Raw genomic sequence first — 17,739 nt, forward strand, 5'->3', positions numbered from 1 at the left:
CCAATGGTCATTCAGGACGGGCGGATTGGGTGTGAGCGGCACGATCAAGACAGAACAGAGCGAGGGCATCGCAGTTCTGCGGCTTGATCGGCCGGTGGCCAACGCGCTCTCGCCCGACCTGCGCGCGGCGCTGCTGGCCGCGCTCGACGCGGCGGCGGCAGATGACACCTGCCGCGCGGTGGTGCTGGCCGGGGCCGGGATCGGGTTTTCCTCGGGCGTCGATCTGACCGAATATGATGCGCCGGGCGTGCCGCCCTCGGTGGGCGATCTCTGCGACCGGATCGAAGGCTTTGCCAAACCTGTCGTGGCGGCGCTGCACGGCTCTGCCCTCGGCGCGGGGCTGGCGCTGGCGCTGGCGGCGCACGGCCGGGTGGCGCAGGCCACGACCCGGCTTGCCCTGCCGGAAATAACTCTAGCGATGATGCCGGGCGCGGGCGTGACGCAACGCCTGCCGCGCCTTGTCGGCGCGCAGGTCGCGCTGGAATTCATGCTCTCCGGCCAGCCGACGCGTGCCAGCGATCCGCGATTGCGCAGCGTCTTCGACCAGATCACCGAGGAGTCCCCCGAGGCGGCTGCACGCGCGCTGGCCGCACGGCTGGCGGAAGCGGGGCGTTGGCCGCGCACATGTGATGCGACGCGTGGATTTTCGGATCCGGTCGGCTATCAGCGGGCGATTGCGGCGGTGCGCGCCAGGATGCCGGGGCAGACGGGGGCGGCGGCAGATATCCTGCGCGCGGTTGAGGCGGCGCAACTTTTGCCTGCGGCACAGGGCCAAGAGTTTGAGTCCGTGCTCTTCGATGAGCGTCTGCGCAGTCCCGAGGCACGCGCGCAGCGCCATGTCTACGCCGCCGAGCGCCGGGCGGCGGGGCTGCCGGAACTGCGCCGGGGTCAGGTGCGCGAGATTGCGCGCGTGGGCCTGTCGGGGCGCGGTCTGGGCGAGGTGGCGCTGGTGCTGCTGGCGGGCGGGCGCACGGTCTGGTCGGACGATCCCGACCTGCCCGCCGCGCTGCGCCGGACGCTCGATGCGCGGGTGGCGCGGGGTCAGATGCAGGCCGAGGCGCGCGACAACTGGCTGGCCCGGCTGAGCGGCGACAGCGCCGAACGCCGCGCCGACCTGTGGCTGGCGGCCGAGGGAGTGGCGACCGAGCCGGGGCTTTTCGCGCGGCTGGACATGGGCGCGGGTTTTGCCGGGCCGGGGGTTGGCCTACGGCTCTATCCGCCGGTTGCTGCGACGCGCTGCGCCGAGATCGGCGTGCCAGAGGGTCAGTCTGGCGAGGCCGATACCGTGGCCAGCCTCGCGCGGCTGATGGCGGCGCTGCGGGTGACGGTGGTGCGCGCCGCGCGCCCCGAGGCGGGGCCGGGGCTGGGTCATGTCATGGATGGCGCGCTGCGCCTTGCGGCGCTGCAACTGATGCGCGCGGGCCTTGCGCCGCCACGCATCGACGCGGCGGCGCAGCGTCTCGGGCTGCGCACGGGGCCGTTTTTGGCGATGGACGAGAACGGGCTGGCGGAGGTCGCACCAAGGCTGCACCGGGTTGCCGATATCCTTGGCCTGCCCGGCGATGTGCTGGCCCCGCTGGCCGACCGGATCGACAAGGGCGCGGCGGGGCGTGCGGTCGGGCGCGGTTTTTACGATCACCCGCCCGACGGGCCGCGCGCGCCGCGCGAATTCGCCGAGGCGGCGGAGGTACCGCTGCCCGGCGGGGTGACAGTGCGCCATGCGCTGCATGCCGCGCTGGTCAATGCCGCCGAGCGCCTGCTTGCGGCGGGGGCGGTGCAGCGGGCCTCGGATCTCGATGTGATCATGGTCTGCGGCTTGGGCTATGCGCGCAGACGCGGCGGGCCACTCTGCCATGCCGATCAGCGCGGGTTGATGGCGGTGCTGAAGGACATGAAGGCGCTCTCGCCGATGGCCCCGCCGCTCTGGTCGCCGCGTCCCGGCATCCTGGAGCGGGTCAAGCTGGGTGAGGGCTATTTCAGCCGGGCCGGGGCCGCGCGCGAGGCGGTGCGCGCCGGGTGAGGTGCGGAGTTATCGCCAGAGATGGGCATGGGTCGCAAGCGCTCCCTGCAGTTTGGCCAGAAGGCGGTTGCCGCGCCCGGCGCGCGGCAAGGGGCCATGCGCCAGCCGATCCACCACCACCTCGACCGGGCAGGCGGTGCCGGTGACCGGGTCGAAATAGCGCGGATAGTCGATCAGCGTGGCATGTACCAGCCCGGCCAGCGTTGGCCGTGCCCGGCGGCGCGGCGGCACCGCGCCCAGATCGCGGGTCAGGCCCCATCCGGCGTAGAACGGCGCGCCGGTGGTGGTCACGGCGACCCCGCGCAGCAGCGCCTCGAAGCCCAGAAGCGAGGTCATCGTCCAGACCTCCTGCACCTCATCGAGCAGCGCGGCGGGGTCGCTCATCGGGACCACCGCGTCGGCGAGATCGCGCAGCGCCGCCGCCTCGACCGCGCCGGGGCGCAGCCCGGCCTCGACATCCGGGTGCGGCTTGTAGAGGATCACCGCGCCGGGGTTCTCGGCGCGCGCCTTTTGCAGAAGGGCGAGGTTGGTGTGGACCTCCCCCGCGCCCAGCCGGATCGAGGCATCGTCCTCGACCTGACCGGGCACCAGGATGCGATGGCCCGGCGGCAGGTCGGTCGCGGCGGCCCCAAGGTTGTACTTGCTCAGCCCGTGCCGGGTGAGCGCCGTGATCAGCGCCTCGGCGCGGTGTTGCTGATCGCGGCGCAGGCTGGCGCGCGTGGCGATCAGGCGTTCCAGGCGGCTTTCGCGGCTGGGATCGTAGTAAATCCCCAGATCGTCGAGTACCAGCGACAGCGGCGGCACCAGATCGGCACCGAGCCCGCGTGAGCGCAGGAAACCGTCCTCGACCCGCACCGCACCCTCGGGCCCCTCTTGCGACGCCCAGACCATGGTCGGGCGGCGGGCCTCTGCTTTCGGCGCAAAGTCGAGCCTTCGATAGCGTCCGAAAAACCGCTGCAACGGCGCGCGTTTCCACAGCCGCATGCCATGCGCGGACCAGCCGTGGCGATCCTCGCGCCAGGCGCGGGTCTCGGCGGCGAGCGCCTCGATGGCGGTCTCGGCCTCGCAGAGCCGGTCGCGATGTGGATCGTACCAGGTAGGATAGAGCAGCATCGCGCCCGCGAAAAGCTGCGCCTTGCTGAGCGCGCGGCCCCGGCGCGTGAGGCCGTTCGGGTGGCGATCCTCGGTCAGGCCCCAGCCGACATAGAAAGGCTGGCCGAAAACCTGCGGGCGATGGCCGACATAGATTGCCTCGAACCCCAGTTGCGAGGTTACGCAATAGACCGCGATGGCCCCCCCCATCAGCGCCCAGGGGCTGACCGGATCGGAAAAGAGGCGGATGCGGTCGCTCTCATCGGAGGCTGAGAAATAGCCAGCGCGATGGCCCTGTGCGGTCTCGGGATGGGTCTTGATCAGAATGGGCGCGCTGGGGTTTTCCTCCTGCGCCCAGTAGAGCATTTCGCGGAAGCTGTTGGCATCCGCTCCGCCATGGGTGACCGAGGCATCATTCCGTGTCTGGTCGATCACCAGCACATAGCCGGGATCGGGGCAGGGGGTCTCGGGATCGAAAGCCGTGTATTTTGACAGATGCGCCTCTTGCAGCCGCGCGATACAACCGCGCGCGCGGTCCATCAGCACGGTGTCGTCAAACGGATGGTTGGCCAGCAGATGCTCCAGATCCGAGGGCGCGCCCGCGTCGAAATAGATGCCGCGCCGGTCGATCACCAGCCCGAGGGGCGGGCTGCCTGCGCGCCCGGGAAAGAGCGAGCGCAGGAAGGCGTCCTCGACCCGGACGAGCCCCGCGCCGCTGCGCGCCGCCATCGCCTCGCCGCGCGCGGCATAGGGGCTGCGGCCCCAGACCGCGATCAGATCGTCCGATGTCGGTCGGCCAAGGCGCAGATCGACCCCCGCCAGCGACAGGATACGCCGGAGCCGCGCCTGCCGCAGAAAGCCTGCGTTGAAATAGAAAACCCGCCGGGGGGGATCACCCTCCCCGGCGGGGTCACGCGCCTGCATCGGCGTCAAAAGTCCCCGGAGAGCGTGCTCGATGCCGTGGAGATCGAGCCGACCGCGCCCAGAGTGCCGGTGAGCGCCGCGATGACCTTGGACCATTGCGTGAAGGGGGCCTCGGTCACGTAGAGCGTGTCATCGTCGCGGATCGCGAAATCGCGCGCCAGGAACATGCCGTTCGGTTGCGTGAGGTCGAGCACGTAGACCAGCCGCTGTGCCCCCGTCAGATCGTCGCGGCCAAGCACCTGATTGGCGATATCGGCGGGTTCGTTGCGCAATACGAAGACGCCGGTCGGATCGGCGGCGGAGGTGGTCAGGCCGCCGACCTGTGCGAGCCCTTCGAGCGCGCTGAGGGTCTGCGTCTCGAAGGTCACGCGCGCCTGCGTGCCGGTGGCCCCGAGCGCGGTATAGGCGCGGGTGTCGGATTCCACGAGGATCCGGTCGCCGCCGCGCAGCGCGATGTCGAATTGCGGGTTCTTGAACAGATCCTGGAACCAGACCTTGGCGCGGTGATCGCCGCGAATGACGGTGATCTGCGCCACTTCCGGCTCAATCGCGATACCGCCCGCCGCCGCGATCATCGCCGAGAGTGTGCGCGTGGGCGCCTCGATCGGGTAGACGCCCTGACCGGTGACCGCGCCGCTGATCGACACGGTCGAGCCGTCGCCCGCCACGCGGCGCACCTCGACCTGCGGATCCGGCGTCTGCTGGTCGAGCCGTTCGGTGATCACCCGGCGCACGCCCTCGGGCGTATTGCCCGCCGCCTTGATGCGACCCGCATAGGGCACGAAGATGAAGCCCGAGCCGTCGACCTGCACCTCTTCGAGGATGGTCTGGTTGGTGGCTTCCCCGGCCAGCAACCCGTCATCGACGTTCTCCCAGATGGTCAGGCCGAGCGTGTCGCCGGGGCTGATCATATCGGAGCCGAGGAGCCCGGCATTCTTGAAATCCTCGGTAAAGCCGAGCGCGGGTTGCACCGAGGTCACGCGCGTGACCCGGTCATTGACCGCCACGACAAAGGCATCGCCCTGTCGTTGCACTGAACCTGCGTAGATTTCGCTCTTGGTGGGCCCCACGCGGGGCAGGGCGCATCCGGCCAGGATCGACACGATCGCCAGAAGCGCGACGGGCTTCGCCCATCGGGTTTGTCGGGATATCACTGCTCGGTCTCCTCGACCTGTTATTGTTCTGCCTCGGGTCTTTTTCCGTGAAGTTACCGAAGTAGCATCCGAAAATCCAGCTTTTCCGTAGCCTGGCGTCAGGGAACGAGGCGCAACTGTTGCCGTGGGGCCGCGGTGCCCCGGCTGAGCGCGTCATAGGGATCATCTGGCGACAGCATCATGTCGACCACCTGCCGCAGCACCTGACGACGCCCGCGCGCGGAATAGAACCCGCCCGCGACCTGGCTGGTTTCCAGCAGAAAGCGGCGGTAGTCGGCATAGGCGCGTCGGTCGGGCCGTTCGGCCCCGGCGAAGAAATCGCGCAACGGCTTGGTCGAGACGAATTGAGGCTTGGCATAGACGGCCTGCCCGAAGGTGCGCAGCGGAATGCCACGCCACAGCACCTGTTGCGCGGCGGTGGAATTGACGGTGACCGCCGAGCGCGCCTCGTCCAGCAGCCTTGCAAGCTTGCCGCCGCGCAGATAATGCACGCGGCCCTTCAGCCGGTGCGCGGCGACCAGTCGGCGCAGCGTGGCGCGAATGGGCGCGCGCCCGTCCTCAAGCGGATGCGCCTTGATCACCAGGTGATGATGCGGAGGCGCGCCCTTGGCAAAGCCGTCGATCACTGTCTCCAGAAACTCGGTCATCGACGAGAACGGCGAATGCGCCTGAAACGAGGCGTCATGTTCCAGTTGCAAGAGCGCCACGTGATAGGGAAACCCGCCGGTGCGGATGCGCCGCGTGGCGATGCCCCGCTCGATGGCCTGCGCGGGCATCAAGAGCAACCGCTTGAGATAGAGTGAAAATTCCTGCCCCACGCTCAGCGCGCGATGCGGGCGAAAGCTGCGATAGCCCCGGTTCAGGAACAGGACGAAGCCGTGATAGAGCGCGCCGTAAAAGATGTGCTGGCGCATGTCGCCCCAGCTTGCCGGGGGCATGGCGGTATCCATGTCGGATTGCGCCAGCGCCGCGCGCATCTCGGGTACGCTCATCTCCATCAGGCGCGAATGGCCATTGGTGCCGCCGCGCTCATAGGTCACCCAGTAGGGCCGCATGTAACCCTCTTCGAACACATGCACGGTCAGCCCCGCCGCACGCGCAATCTCGACCGCCTGGGCATGGACCGGACGGGTATCGCCATAGAGCACGATGTCGGTGATCGCCTTGTCGCTGAGCAGCGCGCGAAACCGCTCGGGCCAGTCTTCTGCCGGGTCGCGATAGGGGATGTAATGCGCCCTGTCGCGCCAGAACGTGCTGTCGCCCGCGTTGAAGCCCACCCGCCAGACCTGCGCCCCGGCCCGGCGCAGCATGTCTCCGAGCCGGGAAAAGAACGGCCCGTGCGGCCCTTGCAGGAACAGGAAGGCGCGGCCTTCGCCGGTCAGCCCTGACATGGTCTACTCTTCCCTCACATCGCTTTTGCATCCTGATAGCTCGAAATTCTGGCGAAAATAAGCCCCGCGTGACGGCGCGGCTTGTCTTGGCCGCCGCGCGGGTCTACGTCCGGGGCAGATCAAGGGAGTGCCGCGCATGTTCACAGGGATCATCACCGATACCGGCCGTATTCGGGCCGTCGAGCAACGCGGCGACATGCGCGCGCGCATCGCCACCGCCTATGACACCGCGAGGATCGAGATCGGGGCCTCGATCGCCTGCGACGGGGTGTGCCTGACGGTGGTCGGGCTGGGGCCGGACTGGTTCGACGTGGATATCTCTGCCGAGACGGTCTCCAAGACCAACCTGTCGACCTGGGCCGAGGGCAAGCGCGTCAATCTCGAACGTGCGCTCAAGGTCGGCGACGAGTTGGGCGGCCATATCGTGTCGGGCCATGTCGACGGTCTGGCCGAGGTGGTGGGCCTGCGCGACGAGGGCGACAGCACCCGTGTCACCCTGCGCGCGCCCGGCGATCTGGCGCGGTTCATCGCGCCCAAGGGTTCGGTCGCGCTCAACGGCACATCGCTCACCGTCAACGAGGTGACCGGGCGCGAGTTCGGCATCAACTTCATCCCCCACACCAAGCAGGTGACGACATGGGGCGACGTGGCCATGGGCGACATGGTCAATCTCGAGATCGACACGCTGGCGCGCTACGTGGCGCGGCTGGCCGAGGCGGGCTGACCCGGCCCCGGGCCGGGGCGCGGGCTCAGCCCAGCCGAGCCTTGACCTGCGGGCCGACCGCGCCGAAGTCCATCTGCCCGGCATGGCGCTCTTTCAGCTTGCCCATGATCTTGCCCATGTCGCGGATCGAGCTGGCGCCGACATCGGCGATCGCCTTGTCGATGGCGGCGGCGACTTCCCCGTCGTCCAGCTGGCGCGGCAGGAATTCCTCGATCACCTCGATTTCCGCGCGTTCCCGCTCGGCCAGGTCGAGGCGCCCGCCCTCTTCATAGGCGCGCACGCTTTCGTTGCGCTGCTTGGTCATCTTGGCGAGGATCGCCATGATCTCGGCATCGCCCACGGTGGTCGCGCCATCGGCGCTGCGCCCGGCGATTTCCTGGTCCTTGATCGCGGCGTTGATCAGGCGCAGGGTGGCCAGCCGGCTGGCATCCTTGTCCCGCATCGCTTGCTTGAGGGCCTGATTGACCCGGTCGCGCAATTCCATTCGTTCCATCCCCATGGTCTCTCCACAAGACGCCAAGGCTACTGAAAAGCCACGGCCATGGCAACCGTCAGACGATCATGCGGTCGGCTGATCCGGCCCTTGACCCGACCCGGGCGCAGCCTTAGTTATGCGCCAATTTGCTCAGACCGGAGATCTGCCCACATGGCCCAAGCGACACGCCCCCGCCCGACCGCCTGCCTGGCGCTTGCAGATGGCTCGCTGTTTTACGGACAGGGCTTTGGCGCGGCGGGCGAGACGGTGGCGGAACTGTGCTTCAACACCGCGATGACCGGCTATCAGGAGATCATGACGGACCCGAGCTATGCCGGGCAGATCGTGACCTTCACCTTTCCGCATATCGGCAATACCGGCGTGACCCCGGAGGATGACGAGACCGTCGATCCGGTGGCCGCCGGCATGGTCGTCAAATGGGACCCGACCGATCCGTCGAACTGGCGCGCGCAGGAGCATCTGGCTGTTTGGCTCGCGCGGCGCGGGCGGATCGCCATCGGCGGGGTCGATACCCGCCGCCTGACCCGTGCGATCCGGCAGCAGGGCGCGCCGCATGTGGCACTGGCGCATGATCCGGAGGGGAATTTCAACGCCGAGGCACTGGTCGCCAAGGCGCGCGGTTTTGCCGGGCTGGAAGGCATGGACCTGGCGCGTGACGTGACCTGCGCGCAGTCTTATCGCTGGGACGAGATGCGGTGGGCCTGGCCCGAGGGGTACACCCGTCAGACTGACGCGCGTCACAAGGTCGTGGCGGTCGATTACGGGGCCAAGCGCAATATCCTGCGCTGTCTGGCGAGTGCGGGCTGCGAGGTGACGGTGCTGCCCGCGACGGCCACCGCCGAGGACGTGCTGGCGCATTCGCCCGACGGTGTGTTCCTGTCGAACGGGCCGGGAGATCCGGCGGCGACCGGGGAATATGCGGTGCCGATGATCCGGGGCGTGCTCGACAAGGGTCTGCCGCTTTTCGGCATCTGTCTCGGGCATCAGATGCTGGCGCTGGCGCTTGGCGGAAAGACCGTGAAAATGAACCACGGCCATCATGGTGCGAACCATCCGGTCAAGGATCTGGAGACCGGCAAGGTCGAGATCACCTCGATGAACCACGGCTTTGCGGTCGATGGCCAGAGCCTGCCCGACGGTGTGCTCGAGACCCATGTCTCGCTATTTGACGGCTCCAATTGTGGCATCCGGATCAAGGATCGTCCGGTCTTTTCGGTTCAGCATCACCCCGAGGCGAGCCCCGGGCCTCAGGACAGCTTTTATCTGTTCGAGCGGTTCGCGGCCTCGATGGCGCGATAGCCTTTGGGTATTTCGGCTCGCGTTAACTACTCGTTAAAAGATCGTTAACCTTCCGTGCGCTAGCCTCCTCTCAGGTTTGAAAGGAAGGGTGCCGCATGGGGATTTCGGAATTGCGCCAACTGGGCGCGGGCGCGGGCATGCGGGCCAAGACCGGGGCGCTGGGGCGCGAATTGCTGCGCGCCGGACGGGTCAGCCGGTCGGATCTGGCGCTGGCCGAACTGATGCGGCGGCATTGCAACACGTCGCTTGACAGCATTCTGCGCGCCGAGGGGCTGGCCAGCGATGACGATCTGCTGGCCGCCCACGCCCGGGCGCTGGCGACAAGGCGCATCAGCCTTGAGGCGCTGGCCACGGCCCCTGCCATCGGGACCGGGCTGGATCCGCGCAACTTGTTGACACACGGGGTGATGGCGCTGCGCGACGAGAAGGGCACGGCGCGGATCGTCGCCGACGGCGCGGGCAGCCTTGCGAAGGTTCGCGGGCTTCTCCCCAAACCCCTGGCGCAGGCGCGCGCGCTGATTGCGCCGCGCGCCGCTATACAGGCGCGCGTGGCCGAGGATCATCGCGCGGTGCTGCGCGATCTGGCAACCGCGCGGGTGGCGGAGAGCGAAAGCTGCCGCACATGGGGTGGGCAGGCCGGGCAGCGCCTGCTACTGAGCGTTGCGACCGTGACGCTCGTCGTGGTGCTTTGCCTTGCCTTTCCGGTATTTATCTTCGGGTTGGTCGCGACCTGGGCCATTCTGACCCTGCTGGTGGCGGTGGGGTTCAAGACCGCCGCCTTCGTGGCGCATCTGACGGGCGTGCGGCACGACCTGCCAAAGCGCGCAGGCGCGGCCCCGCCCTTGCCACGCGTGTCGATCCTGGTGCCGCTCTTTCGTGAGACCGAGATCGCGCATGCGCTCATTGCACGCCTCAGCCGACTGACCTATCCCAAATGCCTGCTCGACGTGATCCTGGTGCTGGAGGAAGAAGACCACCTGACGCAAGAAACGCTGGCGGGCATCGACCTGCCGCCCTGGGTGCGCCCCGTGGTGGTGCCCGACGGGCAGCCGCGCACCAAGCCGCGCGCGATGAACTACGCGCTCGATTTCTGCCAGGGCGAGATCATCGGCATTTTCGACGCCGAGGACGCGCCTGACCCCGATCAGATCACCAAGGTCGCCCGCCGCTTTCAGCAGGTCCCGCGCGACGTCGCCTGTCTTCAGGGAATTCTCGACTATTACAACCCGGCGCAGAACTGGCTCGCGCGCTGTTTCACCATCGAATACGCCACCTGGTTCCGCACCATCCTGCCGGGCATGGCGCGGCTCGGATTCGCGATTCCGCTCGGCGGCACCTCGCTCTACTTCCGGCGCGAGGTGCTGGAGGAACTGGGCGGCTGGGACGCGCATAACGTGACCGAGGATGCCGATCTGGGGTTTCGTCTGGCGCGGTATGGCTACCGCACCGAGATGATCGAGACGGTGACCGAGGAAGAGGCCAATTGCCGCCCCTGGCCCTGGATCAAGCAGCGCTCGCGCTGGCTCAAGGGCTACATGACCACCTATCTGGTGCATATGCGCGCGCCGCGGCAGCTGTATGTGCAGCTTGGGGCGTGGAAATTTTGGGGGTTCCAGGCGCATTTCGTCTGCGCGGTGTCACAGGTGCTGCTGGCGCCGGTTCTGTGGACGTTCTGGTTGGTGCTCTTCGGTCTGCCGCATCCGCTCGACCCGGTGCTGCCGCGCCCGCTTTTGACCCTGATCGGAAGTCTGTTTCTCGCGGTCGAGGTGCTCAATATCTGCATTCACGCGACATCTGTCGCAGGCCGCAAGCACCGCCACCTGATCGCCTGGGTGCCGACCATGCATTTCTACGGCCCGCTCGGCGCGCTGGCCGCCTACAAGGCGCTCTATGAGCTCGTTCTGAAACCATTCTTCTGGGACAAGACGGCACATGGCCTGTCGGTCACGGCGCGGGGGCGGCGGCTATCAGACGGACGACTGGACCTCGCCGGAATCAAGCTTGAGCCGGGTCACGAAGGCCTTTGAGATGTGATCGCGCAGGGCCTGTGCCGCCGCCTCGCTGTCATGCGCCTCGATGGCGGTGACGATGGCGTCATGTTCCCGAAGCGCATCCTCGTCGCGGCCCACGGCGGCAAGCGACGTGGTCGCCAGAAGCGCCATGGAGCGATGCACAAGATCGAGCTGCTGTACCAGAAAACGGTTATGCGATGACAGATGTATCTGCTTGTGAAAGCGCCGGTTGGCGCGCGCCATATCAGAGGGTTTGCCCAGAAGTGCGCGATCGTCCTCGACCATGTCGCGCAGCACGCGCACCTCCTCGGGCGTGGCGTGGCGCGCGGCGAGCGCGGCGGCCAGCCCCTCAAGCTCGGCGCGCACCACGTAAAGCTCTGCCAGCTGATTGTAATCGAGCGAGGCCACGATCAGGCTGCGCCCGTCGCGCGACAGCATGGATTGCGTCTCCAGCCGTTGCAGCGCCTCGCGGATCGGGGTGCGTGACACGCCGAACCGCTCGGCCAGATCGCTTTCGACCAGCCGGTCGCCGGGTTTGAACACGCCGATGTCGATCGCCTCGAGGATCAGGGCATAGGCATCGGTGGAGGGCGGTTTCATGGGCGGTTCCGTTTCGTTTCCTGCGTTGAGGCAAGACCTTACGCGGATTGCGCGCGGGATCAAGCCTTTGGCGATTGCGCGTGGTGTCGCGCCCGCCTATGATCGCGCCATGCCAAAACAGGATTTTGCCCATGTCGAGACATGGGTTTTCGACCTCGACAACACGCTCTACCCGCCCTCCGCCCGGCTGTTTGACCAGATCGAGGCGCGGATGACCCAGTTTGTGATGGAAACGCTGCGCGTGAGCCACGCCGAGGCCGACCGGCTGCGCCATGCCTATTGGCGCGATCACGGCACCACGCTGGCCGGGTTGATGCGGCTGCATGATCTCGATCCCGACCCCTATCTGCACGCGGTGCACGACATCTCGCTCGACCATCTGGAACCGGATGCCGATCTGGGCGCGGCCATTCGCGCGCTGCCGGGGCGCAGGATTGTCTATACCAACGGCTCCGCCCCCTATGCCGAGCGGGTGATCGCGCGGCGCGGGCTGTCGGGCGCATTCGACGCGGTCTACGGCGTCGAACATGCGGAATATCGCCCCAAGCCCGAGGCGCAGGCATTTGAGACAGTGCTGCGGCGCGACGGTAGTGCGGCGGCACGGGCGGCGATGTTCGAGGATGATCCGCGCAACCTCTCGGCCCCGCATGCCATGGGGATGCGCACGGTGCATGTTGCGCCTGCGCGCATCGAGGCCGCGCATATCCATCACCACACCGATGATCTGGGCTGCTTTCTGACACGACTGGTCTGAGCGCTGCGGCGCTGCGGCGAAACGCCCCTTTGCGGCGCGGGGCCCCGGCCATAGTTACCCGTTGTAACACCCACTTTCTCAGACGAGGCTGCTCATGACCCTGACCGACACCACCACCGCGCGCGACATGGCCGACACCCATCCCGACGCGGACGCTGCCGCCGTCGGCCCGATCCTGCTGAGCCTCGCGGTTTTCATCGTCGGCTGGGCCACAAGCATTGCGCTCTGGGGCATTCCCGGGCTTTATATCCCCGCGCTGGCGCTGGTCCCGGTGATGTGGGTGGTGCTGCTGATCATTTCGCGCGGCTGAGGCCGGGCGCGCGCCGAAGGAGGCCGACATGCCGCAGGCGGAGTATGACATCTTGGTGTCGGGCGGGGGCGTCGCGGGACTTGCTGCGGCTTGCGTCTTTGGCAGCGCGGGGTTTTCCGTGGTCTGCGTCGATCCTGCCCCGCCGATCACCGCGCGCGACGCCGAAGGGTCGGACCTACGCACCACTGCGTTTCTGCAGCCGGCACAGGCACTTCTGGACCGGGCCGGGCTCTGGGCGCGGCTCGGGCCGCATGCCGCCGATCTGCAGGTGATGCGGATCGTCGATGCGGGCGGCGAGGTGCCGGAACCGCGCGTCACGCGCGAGTTCGACGCCTCGGACATTTCCGACAGGCCGTTCGGCTGGAACCTGCCCAACTGGCTGTTGCGGCGCGAGATGGTGGCGCATCTGGAAAGCCTGCCCTCGGTCACTTTCCGTCCGGGCACCGGCACGACCACGCTCTTCACGCGGGAAAGCGAGGCGCGCGTCGGCCTGAGCGATGGCACCCGGGTGCGCTGTCGTCTGGTGATCGCCGCCGACGGGCGCAATTCGCCCATCCGCGAGGCGGCGGGGGTCGAGGTCAAGACCACGCGCTACGGGCAGAAGGCGCTGGCCTTCGCGGTGTCCCATCCCATTCCGCATGAGAATGTCTCGACCGAAATCCACCGCTCTGGCGGGCCGTTCACGCTCATCCCGTTGCCCGATTACGGGGGCGTGCCGTCCTCGGCCATCGTCTGGATGGAGGAAGGGCCGGAGGTGGCGCGGCTTGCCGCCCTGCCGGTGGAGGAATTCGAGGCGGAGATGAACATTCGCTCCTGTCACCTCTTCGGGCCGCTGACGCTGGCCTCGCGCCGTACGGTCTGGCCGATCATCAGCCAGGTGGCGGAGCGCATGTCTGCCGAGCGCGTGGCGCTGGTGGCTGAGGCCGCGCATGTGGTGCCGCCCATCGGGGCGCAGGGGCTCAACATGTCGCTTGGCGATATGCGGGTACTGCTTGAACTGGCACAGGCGGCACCGGAGCGGCTGGGCGACCATGCGATGCTCGATACCTATCATCGCCGTCGGCACCTCGAGGTGCGCGCGCGGGTCACGGGCATCGACCTGCTCAACCGCGCCTCGATGATGCGCGCGCAACCCCTGCGCGATGCGCGGGCACAGGGGCTCGATGCGATCTACTCATTGGCCCCGGTGCGCAAGACGCTGATGCAGATGGGCCTCGGCGCGCGCGGGTGACGTGACGCGCTTCAGCGCGACGCGGGGCTGAAAAGCGCCTCGGCAACCACCGCCGCCGCCGCGTCCCAGTCGGGCAGGGCGGCGGCGGCCCGACGTGCCCCGGCGGCATGGCTGTCACGCAGCGCCGCATTGCCCAGCATCTGCCGCAGCGCCCCGGCAAACGCCGTGGCATCCTCGGGCGGCACCAGCAATCCGGCCTCTGGCGGTACTGTGTCGGGCACGGCACCGGCGCGCGTGCTGACGATCGGCAGGCCGTGCCCCATCGCCTCGGCAAAGACAATGCCGTAGCCCTCGTAGCGAGTGGCTAGGGCGAAAATACTTGCGGCCGCATAGAGCGCGTCGAGCCTGTCCTGCGGCACCTCGCCCGCGATATGGATGCGGTCCACCAGACCCAGATTTGCCCGCAGATCGGTCAGTGCGCGCGCCGTGTCGGGCTCATGCGCGCGGCCCACGATCTCGGCCCGCCAGTCGAGATCGGCAATTTGCGCGAGCGCTTGTAACAGTACGTCATGCCCCTTGCGCCGCGCGAGGATCCCGACCGAGAGGATGAGCGGCGGGGTCTCGGGCTTTGGCTCCGCGTGGCCGGAGGGCGCGGTCCCCGGTCGCGCCACGCTGATCCGCTCCGACGCCACGCCGTAATCCGAGCCGAGCAGCCGCGCGATATGCGGGCTGGGGACCACGATATGACGGGCGAGCGCCAGATTGGCGGTCTCGCGCGCGGCCATCGCGCGCGCCTGCACCGCGCTTAGCCCCGACTCCAGCGCCAGCGGATGATGCACCAGCGCCACCAGCGGGGCGCCGACATTCGCGAGCCGCGCGCTGTCGAGCGCGCCATAGGCCAGCCCGTCGATCAGCGCGGGGCAATCCGCAGGCAGCGCTGCGAGGCGGTCCAGCGCATCGGCCATGTCGGCATCGGTGGGATGGGGAAAGCTCGCGCCAAGCGGCATGTGCTGCACGTCGAGCCCGCGCGCGCGCAGCGCCTCGGCCAGCCGCCGGTCATAGAGATAGCCGCCCGTCACCGTCGTGATATCGCCGGGCACCGCGAAGGCCGTGGCACGCGGCGCGCTCATGCGGTATCTTGCGCGTCGCAGAGGCGCGGCGCCAGAACCGGCCCCAGATCGGCATTCACCGCAAGGAAAGAGCCCGAGCCGAGCACGCTCTCGCTGGGCCTGAGCGGCAGGACCTGCCCGCCCGCCTCGGTGACCAGCAGCATCCCCGCCGCCACGTCCCAGGGCCCGAGATTGCGCTCCCAATAGGCGTCGAGCCGTCCGGCGGCGACATAGGCCAGATCGAGCGCCGCCGCCCCCCAGCGTCGGATCCCGGCGCAGTCGGGCATCAGCGCCTCGATGTCGCGCATGCAGTCGGGCAGGGCGGCCACGCGCCCGCCCGCAGGAACGCCGGTGGCCAGCAAGGCATGTCGCAGTGCTATCCCCTCGGAGACGCGAATCGCGGTGCCGTTCAGCCAGGCCCCCCGACCCGCCTCGGCGCTGAAGGCCTCGTGTTTGACGGGGTCGTGGATCACCCCCGCGATCACCCGGTCGCCCTGTGCCAGGGCAATGGACACCGCCCAATGCGGCAACCCGTGCAGGAAGTTTGTAGTGCCGTCGAACGGATCGACGATCCAGTGCAGACCGTCCAGATCCCCCGATGCGCCGGTTTCCTCACCGAGCCAGCCGATCCCGGGATGAGCGCTCTGCAACCGCGCGCGGATCAGGTTTTCCGCCGTCAAATCCGCTTCGGACACGAAATCGCCCGCGGTCTTTTCCCGGCGCGACAGCGATGCGACCGTCGCAAAATGGTCGCGCAGGAGCGCGCCCGCCTCTTGCGCCACGCGGATCATCAGGCGCAGGTCGTCGCCGCCCGGATCAACCGTCATGGCGCACCCGGTGGCAGAGCGTGCCCGGGGCATCGAGGATCGTGCCATAGTCGCGCGGCAGATCGGCGAACGCGCTTTCCCCCGAAATGAGCGCATCGAGCGCCGGATCGTCGAGCAGGCGCAGCGCCATCTCGAGCCGTCTGCGATGGCTCCAGCGGGCGGCGCGATGCGCCGGGATGCGCCCGACCTGCGACGCGATCAGGCGCAGGCGCCTTTGATGGAACGCCCCGCCCAGGTTGACCGTGGTGGCGCGCGCGCCATACCAACTTGCCTCGATCACCGTGGCCTCCGTCCCCGCCAGGGCGAGGGCTGTCTCAAGCCCCGCATCGCTCGCCGAGGCATGGATCACCACATCCGCCTCGCCGGGGGCGTCCCCGGGCAGGGCAAAGCCGCAACGCAGTTTGCGCGCCAGCGCGGCGCGCTCGGGGGCCAGGTCGATCAGGCAGGTCTCGGTGCCCGGGATGCGCGCCGCCAGATAGCCCGCGAGCGCCCCTACCGTGCCCGCGCCCACCACCGCCACCCGGTCGCCGGGCTGAACCTGCGCATCCCACAGGATGTTGAGCGCGGTTTCCATGTTGGCGGCCAGAACCGCGCGCGCGGGCGGCACGGTGTCGGGCACCGGCACGGCCATCGCGGCGGGGCAGGCGAACCGCGCCTGATGCGGATGCAGCGCAAAGACCACCTGTCCCGCCTGCGGGCCTTGGGCGATGCGGCCGACGGCGCTGTAGCCATATTTGACCGGAAAGGGGAAATCGCCCTCTTGCAGGGGCGCGCGCATGGTCTGGTATTCGCTTTCGGGGATCCGCCCCTCATAGACCAGCCGCTCTGTGCCCCGGCTGATACCGGTATAGAGCGTGTCGATCACGCAATCGCCCGGTTGCGGGCTGACCTGTGATGGCCGGATCTCGGCGCTGCGCTGCGCGGTGATCCATAGCGCGGGGCTGTCTTCTCCGGCGCGCATCAGCCGTGCAGCGCTGCGGGTTGCGGTGCGGCATGCGGCCAGGCGCAGGCCAGCCCACGCGCGCCGACGAGACAGTCGAACACGACATCCGAGCCCAGCCCGTAGACCTGTGTTTCGGGGCGGCGCGCCTGCGCCAGCCGTGCCACCGGGCTGGTCGTCAGCCCTTGCGGACCGGCCCCGATCAGCAGCGGCGCCACGGCGACATGCAGCCGGGTCAGCAGGTCGGCCTCGAGAAAGCGGGCGATGGTGATGGCTCCGCCCTCGACCAGCAGATGGGTAAGGCCCTTGTCGCGCAGCGCCGCGATGATCTGCCCCGGCGCGATCCAGGTGTCGCGCGGCAGACGGATCACCTCGACCCCCTCGGGGCGCGGCACATCGACCGTCTGGATCACGATCCGGCGCGCGCCATCCTCGGCGAAAAGCCGCGCATCGTTGGGCAGGCGGCCCGACGGGTCGATCACAACGCGCGCCGGGTTGTCGCCCGGCACCAGCCGCACGGTCAGGCGCGGATTGTCATGCAGTGCGGTCTTGACGCCGACGATCACCGCATCGACCAGTGCGCGCATCCGGTGCAGATGCGCCAGCCCGTCGGGCCCCGAGACATCCGCCGCATCGCCCGAGACGGTGGCCACCCGCCCGTCGAGCGACTGGCCGATCTGCGCCGCGACATGGCCGCTGCCGGGGGCCGCGATCATCGCCCCGTAAAGCTCGATCGCCGCACGCTCGCCCGCGCTCCACTCGCCGCAGCACAGACAGGCGCGGCCCGCACGGGTTGCGAGAATCCGCGTCCAGACTTCGGGGGTAACATCGGCAATATGCATTCCGTACTCCGTTCGATGACGCCCTGCGCCCTGTGCGTGGCCCGGTTCGGGCCTGCCAACTCTACCCGAGATAG

General features: G+C 68.5%; 16 protein-coding genes. 7 read left to right on the forward strand and 9 right to left on the reverse strand.

All coding sequences use genetic code 11. From position 1 onward, the window contains the following. Positions 1-31 precede the first annotated feature (31 nt). Positions 32-2,020, forward strand: coding sequence for an enoyl-CoA hydratase-related protein (locus tag ACSSV4_RS09775; protein ID WP_454274955.1), 1,989 nt, complete (start codon positions 32-34; stop codon positions 2,018-2,020). 9 nt (positions 2,021-2,029) lie between these two features. Here ACSSV4_RS09775 and ACSSV4_RS09780 read toward each other — a convergent pair whose 3' ends face one another. The 3 genes from ACSSV4_RS09780 to ACSSV4_RS09790 form a co-directional block, all read right to left on the reverse strand. Then, positions 2,030-4,036, reverse strand: a complete 2,007-nt coding sequence (locus ACSSV4_RS09780) for a capsular polysaccharide biosynthesis protein (protein WP_454274956.1) — start codon at positions 4,034-4,036, stop codon at positions 2,030-2,032. A gap of 5 nt (positions 4,037-4,041) precedes the next feature. Then, positions 4,042-5,190: a polysaccharide biosynthesis/export family protein gene (locus tag ACSSV4_RS09785; RefSeq protein WP_454274957.1), complete on the reverse strand. Its 1,149-nt coding sequence runs from the start codon at positions 5,188-5,190 to the stop codon at positions 4,042-4,044. 98 nt (positions 5,191-5,288) lie between these two features. Continuing rightward, the gene (locus ACSSV4_RS09790) at positions 5,289-6,581 is read right to left on the reverse strand and encodes a capsule biosynthesis protein (protein ID WP_454274958.1); all 1,293 of its coding nucleotides are present in this window, start codon (positions 6,579-6,581) and stop codon (positions 5,289-5,291) included. 136 nt (positions 6,582-6,717) lie between these two features. Here ACSSV4_RS09790 and ACSSV4_RS09795 point away from each other — a divergent pair, with 136 nt between their 5' ends. Beyond that, positions 6,718-7,305 carry a riboflavin synthase gene (locus tag ACSSV4_RS09795; RefSeq protein WP_454274959.1) on the forward strand — a complete coding sequence of 196 codons (588 nt, stop codon included), beginning with the start codon at positions 6,718-6,720 and terminating at the stop codon, positions 7,303-7,305. A 25-nt stretch (positions 7,306-7,330) separates the two neighbouring features. On the opposite strand, the gene ACSSV4_RS09800 is transcribed toward ACSSV4_RS09795, so the two are convergent. Further along, positions 7,331-7,789, reverse strand: coding sequence for a GatB/YqeY domain-containing protein (locus ACSSV4_RS09800; RefSeq protein ID WP_454275114.1), 459 nt, complete (start codon positions 7,787-7,789; stop codon positions 7,331-7,333). Positions 7,790-7,951: 162 nt separating this feature from the next. Here ACSSV4_RS09800 and carA point away from each other — a divergent pair, with 162 nt between their 5' ends. Together carA and ACSSV4_RS09810 are read left to right on the forward strand one after the other, a co-directional pair. Continuing rightward, positions 7,952-9,100 (forward strand): glutamine-hydrolyzing carbamoyl-phosphate synthase small subunit, encoded by a 1,149-nt coding sequence (carA, locus tag ACSSV4_RS09805; RefSeq protein WP_454274960.1) that lies wholly within the window; start codon positions 7,952-7,954, stop codon positions 9,098-9,100. Between the two features lie 95 nt (positions 9,101-9,195). After that, complete coding sequence (locus ACSSV4_RS09810) at positions 9,196-11,127, forward strand: glycosyltransferase family 2 protein (protein WP_454274961.1); 1,932 nt, start codon at positions 9,196-9,198, stop codon at positions 11,125-11,127. Here ACSSV4_RS09810 and ACSSV4_RS09815 read toward each other — a convergent pair. Beyond that, positions 11,068-11,712: a GntR family transcriptional regulator gene (locus ACSSV4_RS09815; RefSeq protein WP_454274962.1), complete on the reverse strand. Its 645-nt coding sequence runs from the start codon at positions 11,710-11,712 to the stop codon at positions 11,068-11,070. The two genes, ACSSV4_RS09810 and ACSSV4_RS09815, sit on opposite strands and share 60 nt — an antisense overlap. Before the next feature lie 109 nt (positions 11,713-11,821). On the opposite strand from ACSSV4_RS09815, the gene ACSSV4_RS09820 reads away from it, so the two are divergent. From ACSSV4_RS09820 to ACSSV4_RS09830, 3 genes are all read left to right on the forward strand, one after another. Next, a complete protein-coding gene (locus ACSSV4_RS09820) occupies positions 11,822-12,466 on the forward strand; it encodes a pyrimidine 5'-nucleotidase (RefSeq protein ID WP_454274963.1) in 645 nt (214 codons plus the stop codon). Between the two features lie 94 nt (positions 12,467-12,560). After that, positions 12,561-12,776, forward strand: a complete 216-nt coding sequence (locus ACSSV4_RS09825) for a hypothetical protein (protein WP_454274964.1) — start codon at positions 12,561-12,563, stop codon at positions 12,774-12,776. Between the two features lie 28 nt (positions 12,777-12,804). After that, entirely contained in the window at positions 12,805-14,007 is a 1,203-nt protein-coding gene (locus ACSSV4_RS09830) for a UbiH/UbiF family hydroxylase (RefSeq protein WP_454274965.1), read from the forward strand. A gap of 11 nt (positions 14,008-14,018) precedes the next feature. Here ACSSV4_RS09830 and ACSSV4_RS09835 read toward each other — a convergent pair whose 3' ends face one another. Genes ACSSV4_RS09835 through ACSSV4_RS09850 form a run of 4 tightly spaced genes read right to left on the reverse strand, consistent with a single transcriptional unit; the run spans position 14,019 to position 17,665 of the window. Beyond that, positions 14,019-15,077, reverse strand: coding sequence for a glycosyltransferase family 4 protein (locus tag ACSSV4_RS09835; RefSeq protein ID WP_454274966.1), 1,059 nt, complete (start codon positions 15,075-15,077; stop codon positions 14,019-14,021). Beyond that, positions 15,074-15,883: an inositol monophosphatase family protein gene (locus ACSSV4_RS09840; protein ID WP_454274967.1), complete on the reverse strand. Its 810-nt coding sequence runs from the start codon at positions 15,881-15,883 to the stop codon at positions 15,074-15,076. The genes ACSSV4_RS09835 and ACSSV4_RS09840 overlap by 4 nt, the downstream gene beginning before the upstream one ends. Beyond that, positions 15,873-16,844: a zinc-dependent alcohol dehydrogenase gene (locus tag ACSSV4_RS09845; RefSeq protein ID WP_454274968.1), complete on the reverse strand. Its 972-nt coding sequence runs from the start codon at positions 16,842-16,844 to the stop codon at positions 15,873-15,875. Before ACSSV4_RS09845 ends, ACSSV4_RS09840 begins: the two co-directional genes overlap by 11 nt. Further along, positions 16,844-17,665 carry a RibD family protein gene (locus tag ACSSV4_RS09850; RefSeq protein WP_454274969.1) on the reverse strand — a complete coding sequence of 274 codons (822 nt, stop codon included), beginning with the start codon at positions 17,663-17,665 and terminating at the stop codon, positions 16,844-16,846. Before ACSSV4_RS09850 ends, ACSSV4_RS09845 begins: the two co-directional genes overlap by 1 nt. Positions 17,666-17,739: the final 74 nt, after the last annotated feature.

It is taken from the genome of Roseovarius sp. MBR-154, from assembly GCF_053628595.1.